Below are 17246 nucleotides of genomic sequence, written 5' to 3'. Positions count from 1 at the left end.
CCAGACTTGATCCGCCATTCAAGATTGACTCTTCAGACCTGGCCACTTTTCGATTCTGCGAGCGAGTGCCTTCATCTCTGCATAGGTGTAGACAGCGCTGCTCTTCGGTCTGTCCAACGCGGCCGCCACCATCGCACGCGCAATCTCGGATGTGCGAATGGCGCGGTACTTTGCGGGCATCAAAAACGACAGCGCCGAGAATGCCGCGGCGATCACTTTGGGTGTGTGCTTTGAGCCGATGATCACGGAAGGCTGGAAGATGCTCACCACTTCGAGCCCTTGACCGCGCACAGCCTGCTCCGCTTCGCCTTTGACGCGCGCATACCGCGGCATTCCCGCAGCGCCTGAACCGCTCGCCCTGGCGTTGATGTCGGCGCCAATGGCCGACATGAATGCCAGGTGGCGAACCTTGCCCGATACCTTCAACCCGGCGGCGAACGCTGAATTGAGTTCCACATCGATGGCCCGGTGTTGCGCCAGTGAGAGCTTGGCTGTGCCTGCGCCCACACCCAAAACACTGAACCCCACCACTTCGGTCGATTCATCAGCCAACGCATCGACGACGGCTTGGCGCAGTTTGGTCGCGTCCATTTCTGGCACCAGGACTTCGACCACAGGAGTGCCATCGATCCGCTGGGCACCGATTGAACTTCTGGCCAGGACGATGACTTTGCCAAACTTTCCTGAACGAAGAATTTCTGTCAGCAGCACCTGGCCAACTGAGCCGGAGGCACCCAGGAGAATCGCTGTGGGTTGGGTCATAGGGAGAAGTTGCTCGTTCCAGGCTCGGAGCACATACAAGAAATATGGCCGGCAGAGGCTGTAGGCCACATGAGCTGCGGTTGATCTGGTGTCATTGCGGCCAAAGTTCTGCCTGCGGCGTTCCCCGCATGTCAACACTTCCCTTCTTGACCACGAAGAGCATACCGTCGGTTTGGATCTCGTACGTCACGCCGGCCTGGCTTTGGTAGATACGCTCAGAGATCTTCTCGATGGGAAGCCCCTTCGTACCATCAACTCCAGCGCCCTCAGAGCATCGAGCGACCATATAGTAATTTTCATGGAGCCGCTCAATGCTGCGAGTGCAAGCGATGTCCGGCTCAATGAGTTTCCAAGTGCCAATGACCACACGGCCCTCATTGCCGGGCAAAGGCTGTGGCAGATACGTTTGCGCCAACGACACGCCCAGCTGGACGGCTGCAACCACTCCGACAAGAATCTTGACTTGCTTCATGACCGCTTTGACAACGGGCGGACCCGAAGTGGTCGTCCCGCGCAGACAGTCTTGGCTGCCGGAGCGAACTTGAGCAACAGATCAGGCATTGTTGCGTGAGCCGAACACCCTGCGGTTGTACAGCAGGAAGATGATGCCGAAGACAATGAAACCGGCACCCATCAAAACCCCGGAGCTGTTCACGCTGCGACCCGAGAAAAGCGCTGTACCGATCAGCATGACCCCCATGAATGCGAAGAAAGCGGGCAAGATCAAGCTACCTCCCTTCTGTGCCTCAGAGTAGACCTTGGCGTTTCGAGTCACTATGGCGTTATAGGCCTCTACCATGCCTTCATGCTTGTCCTTGCAAGCAAGGCCATGGCCCATATCTGCCGCGCACTCACCGCAAAGACCCTTACAACAGCCCTTGCAAGAGCCGATTGCCACTCGATCTGGATGGTTGAAACAGTGCATGACTTTCCTTGATGCCTAACGATGAAGACCGACCGCTCTGGGTCGATTGTTGAAAGCGCGATGTCGCACAACGCACAAGCTACCTTTTTACTACGGTTCGTCATCGCGGAGTTCTTGCCATACACATAGGGCAAAGGGGACCGCAAATGCCAACGCACTGAAGACGCCACGCGCTGACGCCTCACTGAGGAGATGCCAGCAAAGAAAAGCTGCGCCAGCGCCCAAAACCAATCCCAACCAGGCCCACTTCGATACACCGAGCACTTGCAACAAGTCGAGCAAGTTTTCAATCAGATTGAACATCAGCGCTTCAACGATGGAGGCCGGCCGCATCGGGCCGAATTGTTGGAATTACTCAAGTACATCAGTGTCAGGGACCTCATACCCGCCCAGCCCCATATCGCCCATGGTCAAACCATGATTGGAGAGCGCCTCGTTTAGCTCAAACAAGCAGGAACGATAGGCCATTTCCCGGCCTTTCGCCTCCGCGGGATTTCGGTGCTTCCAGAAGTTGAGGTCTTCCTTGATCCGCCGCTGGATCAAAACCGAAAAGTCACGCAAAGCTGCTTCGGTTTCCTTACTTTCGCGTTTGTTCATTGATAACTCTAGGGTGCTAGCTCAGGAACCCGAAGCCTTCTTGCCGGCGGAGCGTCCCTCAGGAGCGACGGGTTGGACGGTGGCATCCGCGACAGCTGCGGGCACCAAACGGAGTGCTTCTTGGACTGCGTTGTTCACATCACTGCCGATGGGCCTATAGCCCGACTCTGCCCGCGCCCTAGCCTCAAGGGCTACAGCACGACCCGTTTTGGCTTTGAATTTTGTGCCATCTCGCGCAAGCGCACCGGCACCTATAAGGTCTCCGTCCAGCTGCGATTCAAGAAGCGCTGTTGCATCAGCTATCTGTCCGGCGCGAATGTGCTCCAAGACCGCTACCCTTGTGATGATGTCAGCCTCAGTGCGAGTGACAAAGGAGAAATGGATGAACTGGGAATAAAAGTGATTCCAGAACCACGTGGCCCCACCAACTCCCAGTGCCAGTGACCCCACGGCGATGAGCGAAACCCAGCGCTTCTTCATGGTGACGCCCTGCATTGGCTTAGAGCGGCAAGCAGCACACGCTGAGAAGCCACAACCCGATGTCGCTCGCCCGACTGGGCGGACCAGTTATCTTTATGAAGACACTCGTTTGTATTGAACATATTCTTGGCTGATGCCGTCCCACTGGTATAAGCAACCACACCCTTTGCACCGAATCATCTCTGGGGATCGACTCCAGAGTTCGGTGACTTCTCGGACGCTGATCGGGTCGCTAAGGGCATCAATTTCGTTGTCCGATATAAGGCGAAAAATTCCGTGGCCTTCAAAGCTGTTCGTACAGACAGTATGACCACAATCGCAGGCGAACTTGCTTCCCACGATCAGTCTTTCAAAGACATCGCGTGAGATTTCCCAAAACATAGCGAATGAGGCCTGCGGAGACCGTAGCCCGTCCGTTCTGGGCCGATAAGCTAAGCCTCGAACTCGCCATGATCAACCTCCATCCTTTCAATCCACTCAGCTTCGCTTCCAAACATTGAAAATCGAGGCCAGCTGACATCAGTTTCTACCTGGAATGTCAAATGCACAACGGCGAGTCGCCCGGTTCCATCTTGCAGCGCAAACAGCGCCTGGTCTCTATCTTCCCTACGGCCCATTGCTTTGACCGGCTTTCCGTGCAAGACATGCCCCTCCGGCAGTTCCCTATGCAGTTCAGCGACCAGAGCCTCGTCTTTGGTCTCGTACCAAGGTGCAAGGAACTTCATTGAGGTTTATCGGTTGACAAGAGCCGCGGAACATAGTGGCCAAAGGTCGCTTTGTTCCACCGCCCGATAAGGGGGTTAGGGCACATTCTGGCACCTCGATGGCATGGTCCTCAATGACCCACCAATGCAGGCCCAAGTGATTTTTGATCCCGAGAGACTTGGCATAAGGACGACGAGCTGTCCATCGCGGCCACCCTTCACAAAGATGATTCCGTCATTCGTAACCCTGAAATATTCGGGGGCGATGGATGGAAGGAATTTTGGGCGTTCCACTCCAGTGCCAGCGCCTACTAGGGATCTCTTACGCTCGGCGTTTGTCTCAACCTTGCGCTGGACTTCCTCCACCGTAAATAGCCAGCTATCGGTTTGTGCACGGGCCCTATAGTCACTGTACTGTGGATAGACCATCGCTGCTGCCACGAGGGCCACGACTGCGCCAAGCATTCCAAGGAGCACACTTTTCATTTAGCTCTAACATCAAAAGTGACCGGCACCGGAGCGCCTGCGAACACCACTCAATTCGCGCACCGATTTAAGTGTGCGGTTGACCAGCTTTTTAGGCGCCACGAGCACCAACTTTGCTCAAAGCGAAAAGCCAGGCCACGACAACCCATTGAAAAAGACCAAGAATACCTGCCACCACGACGGCGGCTACGCTCGCGTGTTGCAACGCCAAGGAAGCGAGCGCGGCCGGGAAGCCAGTGAACAGCAACGAAAGATGAGAACTCACGCCTCCATCGCCGAACCCCGCAATTGCTATCGCCAAATTAAAAGCAAACCAGACTCCATAGCCGACTGCGGTCAGCAAGACTGGCTTCGAGACTGCAGAAGTCCTTGCCATGTCCATACGCCTAACGACTGGAGCCAGCGAAGGTCGAAAGCCGTCCGTTCTGGGCCGATTTGTTAGCTCTCATTTGACTCGATATTGGCATTGAAATTTTCCGTCAACCACATAAAGAGAGGGCGAGCAAAAGGAACAGCGCCCAGAATCAGGCCCATGACGCCAAGCAAAACTTGCATGCGCGCGGCACTGGTGCTTTCGCGCAGAAGCCCGGCGGACGGACCAACGGCCGCCCCCGTTGCCAGGTGGCTTGCACGACAACGCTCAACTTCACGCATCGTGCACCGCGATGGGCAACCACACACAGCGCATGACGATAACGTTGCTTCGTTGGTCGACCCACATGCGAGGCATGACCAGGCGTATTGCGGCATGAGGGCAAACTGGCTAGACCGCAGACCACCGCCACGGGCACTCTCTACTTTCACTACATTCACCAATTCTCTACTCCTTGCCGCGACCAGCGGCGCGCCGCTCGCGCCACTGGCGAAACATCTCGCGAACATCGGGGGGCGCCACCAGGATGACCCAACCGAAGGCAACGACGTAAGGAGCTATCGCGCCACCGAGAAAAGCCAGCGCAATCTGCCAGCCCGGCACAGACGCCGCATCCGGTCCCGATGCGTACGTCGCTCCGAACACCAGTGAACTCAAAAGTCCCAATGCGTGAAGCCACCACATCATGCGGTCTACCGATTACGTCCAGCGGAGGCAGTAAGCCGTCCGTGCTGGGCTGATTTGTTAGGCATTGAACTCACCAATCGGCGCCTCGTACGTAGGGATTGGCGACCTGAGCTGGCGCCACGCCTCACGTACCGCAAGCCCAGCAAGTATGAGACCCAGAATACACATCGGGACCTGCGATGAAGCGCTGCCTGACCAAAACTCGTACCCAGCGAGCAATACAGTGTGCGAAATTATGGCGACCACGAAGATCAAAAGTGACCGCTGAGGAATTGCAAGACGCGCTCGGTATGCTGAGTAGACGAGAGCCATGACCGACTGAACCAACCATACAAAGCCCATAGGAATGGACAGGAAGACCGCGAATACCAATGGCGGCATCGTATGAGTGGCGGAAAAGAACAGCATCTGTGGCCCACGCAAGGTGAGCCCGTACATCTCGAACGCCGCCCACAGGCCACCCGGTAACGCAAGAAATGCAGACCAACGGTAAACCGAACGTGCAAGGGAGAAAGGCTGCTGCATGAAATGTCTACCGTGGAGGTAACCACAAGCGCAGCGTGTGGCTGCCCCGCTCGACTATTGTGTTAGACAGATGGGCCACGATCAATGCGCCATTCTGCCGCAGCCTTGAGAAGCGTCCAATCATCAAGGGCCTTCTTTGCGGGGGCATATCCCGCATTGGCGGAAGCGATCAACAACTCTTCCGCGCGCTGAAGATCACTGCTATTTCCGCTACGCATTGTTCTGGAGTGATATTCCATGAACAGGCTGTACTGAGCTTCTGGATCGTTGTTTTGGGCCGCGACTTCTAGCTCGGTCACGTACTCTCTCATTGCGACTTCAGACTCTGATTTGTAATCGCGGATGCTCACGCGATTGATGCTACCGTGATCGAGAGCGGCAAAGACCATGCTTCCCATCGTTTTTTCTGCATCATCGGGAGCCCTTTCTTTGAAGAATGCCACCTCGGGACAGACGCCATCAAATGTCTTGGCCCGAAGCGCAGCAGTGTCTGAAGCTTCGAGCATATAGAAGATGAACTTTTGGTTCTCTTCGTCGTAGTGAATCAGCAAATCTCGCTTGTTGCTCATGGAAAGAGATGTCTACCGTTCGAGCTAAGCGGGTGACGACGGCTGGATGCCAGGCCCGCGAAGCGCAGGATTACCAGCGGCGCCTCGCGGGCCTGGTAGCCGACCGTTGGCGCTCCGCTTGAGTGATGGGATGGACTCCCCCGTTTGTTTGCGCCATAACAGCGCACTGGTCTTCATTGGCGTGGGGATCAGGTCTTCATCAAACGAAAGGAGTCCGATATGCATGCTACTACTGTGGCCGTCGATCTGGCCAAATCCGTTTTCCAAATCGCTGCAGCCGACGATCAATGGCGCGTGATTGAGACACAACGCCTCACGCGTTCCCAATTCGAACGCTGGTTCGTCAATCGTTCTATCGGCCTGGTCGTCATGGAAGCCTGTGGCTCTGCTCACCACTGGGCCCGCTGGCTCAATGCCCTGGGCATCGAGGTGCGTCTGCTGCCCGCCCAGTACGTGCGCGCCTACGTTCGCCGCAACAAGACCGACGCCACCGATGCCGCTGCCCTGCTCGAAGCCGCCCGCGCGGCCGATATCCGCCCTGTGCGCGTCAAGTCGGTCGAGCAGCAAGCCATCCAGGGTCTTCACCGTACCCGCTCCCTGTGGATGAGCACCCGCACCTCCCGCATCAACGCCTTGCGCGGCTTTTGCCGCGAGTTCGGCATAGCCATTTCCCAAGGCGCCCGCACCGGCATCGAATCCCTGGCTCGCGTGCTGGCCGATCCGCGTTCGGCTGTACCTGATTTGATCCGCCACACCTGCACCCTCTTGCTCGAAGAGATCCGCCTGCTCGAAGCGCGCATTGCTCAGCTTGAGCGCGAGCTCGCTGCCGTCGCCCGCCAAAGCCCTGCCTGCACCTTGCTGCTCTCTGTGCCTGGCATCGGGCTGCTCACCGCCACCGCGCTGGTGGCTGCCACTTCGGGCGATGTCACCCACTTCCAAGATGCCCGCCACTTTGCCAGCTGGTTCGGCCTGACGCCGCGCGAGTACAGCTCCAGCTCCAGCCGCTACCTCGGCCGCATCTCCAAGAAGGGCGACCGCTACTTGCGCATGCTGCTCACCCACGGTGCGCGCAGTGTGCTCAGAGCATCCAAGGTGGCCGAGGGTGCCGGCAAAGATCTCATCGGGGTGCGCCGGTGGGCACTCGACGTGCAGGCCCGCACCAACCACAACAAGGCCACCTGTGCCCTGGCCAACAAGCTGGCCCGCATCTGCTTTGCCACGCTGCGCGACCACGCACCGTTTGACGAAACAGCCACCGCCACCAGGATCGCCCACAAAAAACAAAACCGGCAGAGCTTCGTCATGCCGGCCTGATTCTTCATCTTCCGCTCCTCACCCACTCAGCAACCACTTCACGCCATCTCACCTTGCGACGGGTTTGATCGACCACCATGGCCAACCGGGTTCCTCCCACACCGCTTTACGCCGATAACTCTTCCGGCTCCAACAAGGCAGCCGTTTGTACCGTGTGGCGATGCGGTGACGCAGATTCTTTTGGCGCCACGGGACATTGACGATCCCACCACAGATGCCGGATATACGACTGCAGGTGCTTTACCCCAAGGTCAACAATCGGTCAGTCCCTTGCTGTTGAGGGGGAGTCCATATACGACCAGTTAGGCAAACTTTTTGACATTACTCGCCTTCCACGACGTATGGGTCGGTAGATTTGTACAGAACAGACCTAGCTACGCGCTTCTTGAAGCCGATTTTTTGTTGGAGGTAGTAAGTGAAAGCAGCCACTAGCTCTGGTGGAGCTCGAGGATCGAGCAACACGCTATCGATTAAGCGGTGAGGATTTATTGGAATCTTGATGCCCTCGAGCACGGTCTTGCGGTTCGCCTCTGGTGCACGTAGAAGTACCCGGAACTCAGCTTCATGATCGAACGCTTCTCTCTTGAGAAATAGCGCATCCATGGCGCGCTGTACTTCGAAATGTTGCTGAAGGTCGCCTCGAAGTGCAGCAATCTCTTTGTTTATCTTGTACTGACTTTCGTACCTTACAGACTCCATGCGGAGGGTGTAGCCGCGCTCTCTGGCTACGGTCGCGACTTGTTGACGAAGTAGTTTTGTACTTGTTGATATACGGACACCCAGGTGGTTGGGTGAGTAGATTCGCCACATTGCATCCGATACGCCCTTTGTGCACCAGCATTGACCAAAGATCTGGTGACTTTGGTTGTGTTTTAAGCGAACCTCGTATGGATCGTCCCATGACGACGGATGCGCCAAGTGCAACTGTTCCTTCTCGAAGATCTGGACCACGCGGTCGAAGCTGAGGATCCGATACAAGCGGCCTGCCGATGAACTCATGGTTGCCTAACGTTCGCGTTTTGCCGCGCCGCATGCGCAGCGAAGCGAGCGGAAGGCGTCGGTCAACAACGCGCTGTTAGGCTGCATTTGCGGTCGACATACGCACCAGCTCATAGATTGTGGTCAACCCGAATAAGACGCTAAAGGCGAGACCGGCCCGTACTTGCCAAACTGGGAAGGAGAGCACCGGTCCTTTGACAGCGTTAACGACGACTCCCGATAGGAGCGCTACGCCAACGTACGCCAGATACAGAACAGGCAGAAGCGGAGGCACCAAGCCCTGAAATAGCACCCAGGCAGATGTACCGGCCCACCACATTTCGGCAATCATGAAGAAGAACGTCCATCCAACAGCTTTCCCGTTCTCCTTTGCATCTGCCACACCGCCGCGCCGGAGCAGGCGCACGTTGTCTGCGATAAGCACAGCTGCCATCGCAACTGACCCGACAACGTACAGCGAGGCGATCGTCGCCATATGCAGCCTAACTAGATATATACGGCAGCCAAGTGCCGGATAACATGGACGCTGCTGGATAACATGGTCATCGCTTCCTCCCTGGAACGCCGACAAATCAAAGACTTAGCCACTCACAGCGCGGATATCCGACGGTATACATGAAACGTGAAAGTCGGCAGGCATCGCGCGCGGATGGCGTACTGCCCAACTCTACACGGCTGCGCCCCAATACCGACGCGTACCGTTTCGCTGACGCGCATAGCGCTGTGCATATGCAACGGACAGGTCGAATGCCTGACGGGTCTCTCGCGATATGAGTGTCCACCACTTCAGAAACCTGGCGTTGGCCCCTTGAAGGCAATGGTGCGGCAAGCCGCACCTACAAGTCAGTCATTGTCGTTACTTATTCGAATGCTGTTCGTGCACACGGAGGGGTTTGCTGTGGCCACATCACATCGCGCTTCGCGCGATAGGAGTGTCCACCAAACCCAGAAACCTGGCGTTGTCGAAGACAACGGTGCGGCAAGCCGCACCTACAAGTCCGTCACTGTCGTCACTCGACAGTGACGCACTGCTAGAGCTCGCGGGCTTGTGTGGCCACATCACATTGCTCCGCAATATGAGTGTCCACCAAACCCAGAAGCCTGGCGTTGTCGAAGACAACGGTGCGGCAAGCCGCACCTGTTCTCACCCAATAGAGTCAAAAACTACGGCCTTGTGTTCATGCGGCCTGTGGCGGGTTAGTCGCGCAATGGAGCCATCGCAAAGTCACAAACAACGGGCTTCCGGCGCCACCGCAACTCCGAGCGCGCTAAAAAGTCAGAAACGAGGCTGATTAGAAGCGACGATGCCCCTACTGAGTATTTGTCGTTTTCCATCCGTGACCTCCCAAGCCCAGCCTGCGCGACATGTTGAACCAACGGAACAGTATGGCGACGCCGGAATCGAGCACTCGAGCAGGCTGAACAGCAAGTGACTTCGAGTATCCGAAATGCCCGCTTAGTTCGGGCCTCCGCCGCCCTCTGAGGTCACCCAGACGATGTTCTGCGCCGGATGCTGCTGCCTAGGCAAATTTGCGCTCCCTTAATGCAATAAGCACTTCACTGACTGCGCCTTCTAGCGCCCATAGCCCTTGGTGTTCTTCTATGTAACTCAAGCCGAGTCCAGTGTATGTTCCCGGCTTTGCTATCGCATCCGCAAAATCTCTAGGGCGCACTAGAGGGTTACGCACACAGACTTGTGCTGCAGCAAATACGTTGGAAAGAACGGCCGAGCGCGCTTCGGGTACGGTGAGCCCCCCCCTATGCAACCCCTGGATGAGCTCGTCCAGGATGGCGTACATCCACCCATGGCAACACGTTGCCGCAGTCAATGCGTCAAAGTGCGACTCGTCTCGCGCGACTATGACCTCGCCGAGCAAGGATAGCAACCTTTCCACAGGCGCCGCGCCAGGATAAACAGGTATAGCCCCCACACCATACTCGATTGCCATCGATGGCATGACCCTGTAAATGCTTGGACTTCCTGAAAGCTGCTCGGATAGCACGTCCACAGCCAAGTTCGCGACAGCAGAGATCACCGTATTGCCATCGGTGAAGGGGATCCCTGCTATTGCATTTGGCACATCCCTTGAATGACATGCAAGGAACACGACATCGCAGTCGCGAGCAAAAACATGTCTACTCTCCGAGATGGAACAGTCCCAATCACGAGCCAGCTCGTCTGATATCGATCGACTTCGAGGGAGCAGATGAATTGGACCTTGCATGCCAGCCCGGCGCAGGCCCTTGACCATTTGAGCCGCCAACTTTCCGACACCGACGAAACCGAAAGACCCATATGTCAAGTCCGAACGGCTAGCATTCATGACGGCTTTCCCTTCGCTTCCAGGCCAAATAGGCGGAGACCCCCAATTGCGTCAATGGACGTGATGGAAGAGTCTGCGGCAGTGCCCAGCCATGAGGCTTAAGGTCAGAGGTCGAGAGCCCCAGGGCCAGGCGGGCCGCGAGAATGCCATTGAACGTTCCACGAACTGTTCCGAGTCCATTCTGGCAACAGGCAGTGAACAGCCCCTCTGCCACCTCTTTTACGGCAGATCCGCGATTGCCTGACAGGCATAGCCTTCCCGCCCAAGTGTGTGAGAGCTCCAAGTCGCCCAAACTCGGATAGCGTTTCACCATTCCCTTGAGGTGTTCCGAACGAGCACACGCAATGGCTTCGGGGGAGGCGCGATTCAAACCGAATGTTTTGAACACGCTTCTGAAGAAGATCCTGGTACCTCCATAAACATCGCCGGACACTCGGCGAATTGTGGAGCCATGTGGCGCAGCTGGAGTGAGGGCCCAAGAACGCTGTCCTCCGATCGCAGAAGTTTGTACGGGTGTCAATGGCGTTGATATAGAAGCAAACGTCGTTACGTCAATAAGCTGCCTTGTGAAGTAGCCGAACTCCTGAACATGTCCGTTCGTAGCGAGGATCACTTTTCCCGCTGTTACGTCCACGCCGTTCGCAAAGGCAACGCGCCATTTCCCGTCTCGGCGTACGCGAGCAACTGGCGAGCACTCGAATACCCGAACGCCATCTCGCTGAAGACCTCCTGCAAAGCTCTTGATGAAAGCTGCGGGCTGAATCGTGACGGTTCCCGGGGTGGATACACCACCCAGATAGAAGTCACTGCCTGTGATCTCGGCGAGGTCATAGGCACTCAATTCACTGCAAGCTTCGCCTGCAGAGCGAAGTTGCCTGGCGTACCGTCTCGCCAAAGCTAGGCTGCGTGATGTACAAGCGACATTGATCTTTCCACTTCGCTGCACGATGTCAGGCTCGAACTCGTAGTCAAGCGCTGCAGTCATCGCGAAGTCTATTGCGAGTCGATTTTCGCAAATCGTTTGTCGATCACTATCGAGGGAACCAGCGTAGTCACTAGAACTTAGGTCATGAGAAACATCGATCATGAAGCCAGCATTCCGGCCGGAGGCGCCCTCACCGATACGAAGTGCATCAACGACGACGACACGGGCCGTTGGGTCTTGGAGCTTTAGCTCCCTCGCCGCCGAAAGGCCTGCAAATCCACCTCCAACGACCAAAAAGTCGCAGGCTTCTTCGTTTGTCACACTTGGGAACTGGCGACCAGGCAGGTAGAACTCGTCCCAGGCGCTAGTACCTGCTTCGGAGGGCGTACGCCTAACCTCCGCCATGGCCATCACCCCTGGTGCAAACGTAAAGACCTCTCTTGGACGAGAGACCATCCGGGTCGAACTTCCACTGAAATCCATTGTCAGCAAGAGCCGATTCATAGTCGTCTCTGGAAAAGAGCGTCATGTGATGTTCTTCGACAAAATAGTCAACATCAGCAGCATCTCCTACCAGGTAGTGAAGCCAAAGAGTCAGCTGCTTGCCGGTCACTCTGTAGCGAGATAGGCGCGCCACTTGAATCTCATCTTGCGTCGAAAGGCGGGAAGTTTCAAATGAATCGATGTTCGCTGACGAAAGCCACGGTTCGACTATGACTACTCCATCGGGATTCAGGTGATCGCGAAAGCTCCGAAAGGTGCGATGAAGTGCCTCTACATCTGGAAGGTATCCAATCGAGCTAAACAGGCAGACGATGGCATCGTACCTACTGTCGATAGAGAATCCGTCCATCGATTGATGGTAGTAGGTGCCAGGAAAATGGCGATCTGCAGTTTTCGCTTTTGCCAACTTGATGAACCTTTCACTCAGATCCAGGCCATCGACCTTGAAGCGATCATCGAAATAGACTCCATGCTCGTGGCTGCCACAGGCTACGTCCAAGATTGATGCGGCTTGCGGGACGATACTACCGATCACCGCCTCGATTGCCTCTACATCTTGCGAGTACGTTCGGTAGCTGTAGAAGGTGTCGTAGTATTTGGCACTCATCTCAAACTGCTTGTTCATTTAGGGTCTCATCCTTTTTCAGGCTCGATGGTGGCGCAAGAGCGGTGAGCGCCACCATGACCAATGCGCCCACGGCCAGGGCGGCATAAACGGATTCGAGCGACCCACCGCTATCGACCCAAAACCCAATCGACCAGTTCGCCATTCCTCCAACAAGACCGAATGCTGCCAATCCAAGCGCGTCGATTCGCATCGTTGCAGAAGCTGAGAAGAAGCACCCGAGATATGCCGCCACTAGGCCCCAAAATGGGTTCTGTGTGATTCCATGCCCAATTCCAACAAGCGGAACTAATTGAGACGTAGGATCAACAGCCAGTAACGCCGCTGCTGCAGAAAACCCCAGGAAGAGCACCGCAAGAATCTTGCGGTGGTCAAACCGGTCTGCCAAGGATCCGATAACCATCCCTGCAAGCGCCCCAGTTACGCCGAGCACTTGCCATACCGAGCTAGCTACAGATTCTGGCTGTCCTACCTCAGTTGTCAGATAGGCGCTTAGATATGTTGTAAACGGAACAGCTGTCGCCCCGAGAAGCCCAGAGAGCAACACAGCAAGAACGCCTACTTGGACATTCTTAGCAGTCCAAGGTGACTCTTCAACGTTGCCCCAAGTACTAGATGAGGGGGGAGCTTTCTTGTGCAACGAAATGTGTGGATAGATCAGTGCTAGACCAAGGAACGTGGCCGCAGCTCCCAAATACCAAAGCTTGTGGGAGCTCAGTAGATCTTTCCCGTAGCCCGTCATCAGGCCTATGGTGAGCATCCCGAGGGATCCACCGCCGGCGCCGATAGTCAAAATTAGGCTTCGGTTGTTCAGGCCTGGTATGCCATTGACCACGCCGACCGTGCTACTCCAGCTTACGGCCGCAGCCATTCCGAGTGGGATGAACGTCGCAATCATCCAATACATATTGGGCACTAACGGAATGAGCGCTAGAAGTACGATGCACACTGCCACTGAGATAAGGAACCAGCGCTCGGCAGGGAGGCGTCTCCCGAATGCGCTTAGCGACAGAGCACCTACCATATACGCCGTATTCAAAGTGGCGGAAGCCGCTCCGGCAAATGAGTAGTCGAAGTTGTACAGTCTTTGTAGATCCGGGAGGATTGCGCCAAAGAGGAATAGACCGTACCCGTGAGTACCGACCATGACTAGTGCGATTCCAATCGGTAGAACTACATTCATGCACAGTACCTCTCTCTACAGGTGGCCGTAATCTTCAATAGATTCAATATGAGATCAATGGTCCGCCCGTCAACGTCGTTCCCTGGGTTGAATTCGGATATCTCCAAACCAACACACTTAGGGCTAGACAGCATCTTGTAAAACTCTGGAAGGAGGTGCACAGAGCGAACTCCACCCGGTGAAGGCGTACTGACTCCTGGCGCATCTTGCGGATCAAGAGCATCCAAATCTAGCGTGACCCCATAGCCACCGCTTGCACTTCCGGCGATGTCCATAGCCTCATCGACGACGGAGGCTAGTCCGCGCTCTTTGACCTCGCTCATGTAGAAAACGCGGATGCGTCGTTGTTCAAGAAACGCCCGCTCCTCAGTCTCGAAGTCCCTGGTTCCAATTAGGCAAACATGCTCCGAGCTCATTTTTGGATGCGCCGAGAGTAGGGATCGAAGTCTTGGATCCCCGTATCCGAGCAACGCAGCTAGCGGCATCCCATGGACATATCCATTGGGGCTAGTCTCCGGCGTGTGGCTATCCATATGCGCATCTAACCAAATGAGTCCAGTGCTGCCTGATGGTCTGCTTGCTTCTGAAACACCGGACCAAAATCCCACTGCTGCCGAATGATCTCCTCCTATGAGAACTGGGAAGCCAGAGCTCTTTTCCGACACCGCTACGCTTCTTGCCAGTGTGTCGTTGAGGCGAGAGACGATCTCCAGTACTTCTGTTGCGCTTACATCTGAGAAAGATCGAGTGTCTTCAATCCAATCGGCCCAGTGGAAGTCCATGTCCCAGCGCGGGAGGTGAGAGAGTGCGACCTTGACCGCCTCAGGACCTTTCTTGCTTCCGCTGAACTGACCAGCAATTCCACATGCGTAGCCGAACAGCCGTAGTTCAGCTTGACTCGAGTTTTGCAACTTCTTCTGCGAAGACATTGAGAAATTCCTCGACATGGTCTACATGAACGTTCAGCGGGGGTGCCAAACGAAGTGTTGTTTGATTGACGTCCTTGCAAAGGATGCCGTTGCTCATAAGAGCGAGCGCAAGACGCTTTGCGGGATTCCGACCCCCTTTGACCTCGAGGCCGATCATGAGCCCTTGCCCCCGCACTTCGACGATGGAATCCGCTCGTATCTCTTCCAACCTACTCTTTAGCGATTTCCCCACTCTCATAGAGCGCTCGCATAGACTTTCGTCTTCAACTATCTGAAGAGCCTCGATCCCGACTGCCGCAGCGATAGGGTAGCCGCCAAACGTACTACCATGATCACCTGGCTGGAAAACGTCCATAACTTCTTGCCGTGCCAAGAACAGCGAAACTGGCACTACCCCCCCACCGAGAGCTTTTCCCAAGCACACCGCATCTGGCTTCACCCCTTGAGCGTTGCATGCAAGCATGTGGCCTGCGCGACCTAGGCCAGTTTGTATCTCGTCGACAATTAGCAGGACATTGTTCCGCCTGCAAATTTCTTCGCACTTATGCAAGTACTCTGGGGGAGGGAGAACTACGCCTGCCTCGCCTTGAATGGGCTCGACCACGAAGGCGGCAGTGTTGTTTGTGATGGCGTTCTCGAGTGCGTCGACGTCACCGAATGGCACATGCAGAAACCCTCTAAGGTATGGGCCAAACCCCGATCGATTTTGTGTCGAAGAGGACATGGAGATCATGCCCATCGTGCGGCCGTGGAAGTTTCTATTGCAGCAAACTATTTCGGCTCGGCCTGGCTTGACCCCTTTGACCTCGTAGGCCCACTTTCTTGCCGCTTTTATGGCCGTCTCCACCGCCTCCGCACCCGAGTTCATAGGCAGTGCTTTGTCCATTCCAGTGGCATCGCATGCGCGCTTGAGGAAGGCGCCAAGCCTGTCGTGATGGAAGGCTCTGGAAACCACGCCCAAACGTGCGGCCTGCTCAGAAACTACTTGGACGATTCTTGGGTGACAATGCCCAAGGTTTGCCGCAGAGTAGGCACTCATGAAGTCTAGGAATCTGTTGCCTCGAATGTCCCAAACTTCCGTGCCTTTCCCTTTTGTAAGGACAACTGGCAAGCTTGCATAGTTGGTTGCACCATATGTAAGCTCTTCGGCGATGATTGACCCTTCTACTTCAATGCCTGTCAGCATAGGCGCTCACTATAGATGTGGTCATCCGCATACGCCTGTAGGCTATCTGAGAGACGTTTGATCCCCTCGGAAGTTTTACGAGGGTCGTCGCCCAACGGAATTCGTACTGACTGCGATGCGATGTTTGCATAGTTTCTCGCAGTAGCCAAGATGAGACCGTACTTGGAGAGAGAGTAGTCGGCAAAGGCTTCAATGTCGTCGACTTCGCACTGGAGCATGACCTGCGTCCCCGCAGAAGTCGACGCAAAGGCTCCGCCTCTTACAGATCGAAGCGCCTCGAATACCCCCTTGCGATTTCTCTCCACATGATGAACGAGAGAAACGTTGCCGTTCTCCAATACATCTGCAGCTCGGCTTTGCGCGATCGAACAGACAGCCACGCATTCCCTTTCGAGGACACCCGTCAGCCTATCTATGTTCTTCTTCGATGCGACAACCCAACCGATACGCAATCCGGGTGAGCCGTAGTTCTTACTTACTGAGTTGATGAGGAAGAAGTGATCACAGTGTGGGAGTCGAGGAATTGATGCGTCAAGGCCGTCGAACACATAGTCCTCATACACTGCGTCAACAATTAGCTCCAACCTATACCTCTCAGCGAGGGCCGCTAGGCTCAAAATGTCATCTTTAGGTACTGCACATCCGGTTGGATTGTGTGGCGTGTTTAGGTAAATCGCAGCGACATCATTGGATAGGTTCTCCGCCATCCATGTCACGGCATCTATGCCTCGAGGGCAATGCACCACACTAAAACCCCTCGACCTCATCAGCGATGCCATTCCGACGAAAGTCGAGTTTTGGCAGAGTATCTTTCTGCGAGTCGGCTCGACCAAGGCAAGCACCAACGCGAAGGCTTGAGTGGCGCCATTTGTGACGAGCAAATTATTCTCGCCAAGCAGGTATGGGTCGTTGCCGGCTTTGCTTCTTTCCCGATCGAGCAGGAGCTGTCGGAGCCTCGATTCGCCTTCGGCTGGCGCATAGCGAAACATGTCGTTGCTGTCGCGTTGCCGGTCCTTTGGTCTCGCCGCGTCGGGCCAAACGGGGACATTCTCGACAAGGTTCAGTGCCTCGATCCCGTTTTGGTTGGCGTACGCCAGGCGCTGAGAGAGAAAAGACAATGGTGAATGTTCACTGGTGATCCTTTGCATC

At 55.6% G+C, this 17246-nt stretch carries 18 protein-coding genes; 1 reads left to right on the top strand and 17 read right to left on the bottom strand.

Annotated features, from left to right (window positions below):
- Window positions 1–18: 18 nt before the first annotated feature.
- From ABWV89_RS15365 to ABWV89_RS15330, 9 genes are all read right to left on the bottom strand, one after another.
- Window positions 19–762 (bottom strand): NAD(P)H-binding protein, encoded by a 744-nt coding sequence (locus ABWV89_RS15365; protein ID WP_353398619.1) that lies wholly within the window; start codon window positions 760–762, stop codon window positions 19–21.
- Between the two features lie 91 nt (window positions 763–853).
- On the bottom strand, window positions 854–1234 hold the full coding sequence (locus tag ABWV89_RS15360; RefSeq protein ID WP_353398616.1) for a hypothetical protein: 381 nt from the start codon (window positions 1232–1234) through the stop codon (window positions 854–856).
- 81 nt (window positions 1235–1315) lie between these two features.
- On the bottom strand, window positions 1316–1561 hold the full coding sequence (locus ABWV89_RS15355; RefSeq protein ID WP_353398613.1) for a hypothetical protein: 246 nt from the start codon (window positions 1559–1561) through the stop codon (window positions 1316–1318).
- Window positions 1562–2038: 477 nt separating this feature from the next.
- Window positions 2039–2284, bottom strand: a complete 246-nt coding sequence (locus tag ABWV89_RS15350; RefSeq protein WP_353398610.1) for a hypothetical protein — start codon at window positions 2282–2284, stop codon at window positions 2039–2041.
- 573 nt (window positions 2285–2857) lie between these two features.
- Complete coding sequence (locus tag ABWV89_RS18890; RefSeq protein ID WP_502903227.1) at window positions 2858–3145, bottom strand: DUF8617 domain-containing protein; 288 nt, start codon at window positions 3143–3145, stop codon at window positions 2858–2860.
- 50 nt (window positions 3146–3195) lie between these two features.
- Window positions 3196–3489: a hypothetical protein gene (locus tag ABWV89_RS15345; protein WP_353398607.1), complete on the bottom strand. Its 294-nt coding sequence runs from the start codon at window positions 3487–3489 to the stop codon at window positions 3196–3198.
- Between the two features lie 556 nt (window positions 3490–4045).
- The gene (locus tag ABWV89_RS15340; protein ID WP_353398604.1) at window positions 4046–4297 is read right to left on the bottom strand and encodes a hypothetical protein; all 252 of its coding nucleotides are present in this window, start codon (window positions 4295–4297) and stop codon (window positions 4046–4048) included.
- A 477-nt stretch (window positions 4298–4774) separates the two neighbouring features.
- The gene (locus tag ABWV89_RS15335; protein WP_353398602.1) at window positions 4775–4972 is read right to left on the bottom strand and encodes a hypothetical protein; all 198 of its coding nucleotides are present in this window, start codon (window positions 4970–4972) and stop codon (window positions 4775–4777) included.
- A gap of 629 nt (window positions 4973–5601) precedes the next feature.
- Window positions 5602–6108: a hypothetical protein gene (locus ABWV89_RS15330; RefSeq protein WP_353398599.1), complete on the bottom strand. Its 507-nt coding sequence runs from the start codon at window positions 6106–6108 to the stop codon at window positions 5602–5604.
- 219 nt (window positions 6109–6327) lie between these two features.
- Here ABWV89_RS15330 and ABWV89_RS15325 point away from each other — a divergent pair, with 219 nt between their 5' ends.
- Complete coding sequence (locus tag ABWV89_RS15325; RefSeq protein ID WP_353398596.1) at window positions 6328–7422, top strand: IS110 family RNA-guided transposase; 1095 nt, start codon at window positions 6328–6330, stop codon at window positions 7420–7422.
- 321 nt (window positions 7423–7743) lie between these two features.
- Here ABWV89_RS15325 and ABWV89_RS15320 read toward each other — a convergent pair whose 3' ends face one another.
- The 8 genes from ABWV89_RS15320 to ABWV89_RS15285 all read right to left on the bottom strand — a co-directional run bounded on the left by ABWV89_RS15320 (window position 7744) and on the right by ABWV89_RS15285 (window position 17245).
- Window positions 7744–8421 carry a DUF2971 domain-containing protein gene (locus tag ABWV89_RS15320; RefSeq protein WP_353398593.1) on the bottom strand — a complete coding sequence of 226 codons (678 nt, stop codon included), beginning with the start codon at window positions 8419–8421 and terminating at the stop codon, window positions 7744–7746.
- 1520 nt (window positions 8422–9941) lie between these two features.
- Window positions 9942–10745: an NAD(P)-binding domain-containing protein gene (locus tag ABWV89_RS15315; RefSeq protein WP_353398591.1), complete on the bottom strand. Its 804-nt coding sequence runs from the start codon at window positions 10743–10745 to the stop codon at window positions 9942–9944.
- Entirely contained in the window at window positions 10735–12075 is a 1341-nt protein-coding gene (locus ABWV89_RS15310) for an NAD(P)/FAD-dependent oxidoreductase (protein ID WP_353399279.1), read from the bottom strand. The genes ABWV89_RS15315 and ABWV89_RS15310 overlap by 11 nt, the downstream gene beginning before the upstream one ends.
- Window positions 12062–12799, bottom strand: a complete 738-nt coding sequence (locus tag ABWV89_RS15305; protein WP_353398589.1) for a class I SAM-dependent methyltransferase — start codon at window positions 12797–12799, stop codon at window positions 12062–12064. Before ABWV89_RS15305 ends, ABWV89_RS15310 begins: the two co-directional genes overlap by 14 nt.
- On the bottom strand, window positions 12783–13982 hold the full coding sequence (locus ABWV89_RS15300; protein WP_353398586.1) for an MFS transporter: 1200 nt from the start codon (window positions 13980–13982) through the stop codon (window positions 12783–12785). Before ABWV89_RS15300 ends, ABWV89_RS15305 begins: the two co-directional genes overlap by 17 nt.
- Window positions 13979–14911, bottom strand: coding sequence for an arginase (locus ABWV89_RS15295; protein ID WP_353398583.1), 933 nt, complete (start codon window positions 14909–14911; stop codon window positions 13979–13981). The genes ABWV89_RS15300 and ABWV89_RS15295 overlap by 4 nt, the downstream gene beginning before the upstream one ends.
- Window positions 14871–16097 carry an ornithine--oxo-acid transaminase gene (gene rocD / locus ABWV89_RS15290; RefSeq protein WP_353398581.1) on the bottom strand — a complete coding sequence of 409 codons (1227 nt, stop codon included), beginning with the start codon at window positions 16095–16097 and terminating at the stop codon, window positions 14871–14873. The genes ABWV89_RS15295 and rocD overlap by 41 nt, the downstream gene beginning before the upstream one ends.
- Window positions 16091–17245, bottom strand: coding sequence for an aminotransferase class I/II-fold pyridoxal phosphate-dependent enzyme (locus tag ABWV89_RS15285; protein ID WP_353398578.1), 1155 nt, complete (start codon window positions 17243–17245; stop codon window positions 16091–16093). The genes rocD and ABWV89_RS15285 overlap by 7 nt, the downstream gene beginning before the upstream one ends.
- Between the last annotated feature and the right edge of the window lies 1 nt (window position 17246).

Source organism: Hydrogenophaga sp. 5NK40-0174, assembly GCF_040372165.1.
In the GTDB taxonomy this organism is placed as follows: Bacteria; Pseudomonadota; Gammaproteobacteria; order Burkholderiales; family Burkholderiaceae_C; genus Hydrogenophaga.
This window is presented reverse-complemented; position numbering and strand designations above follow the sequence as displayed.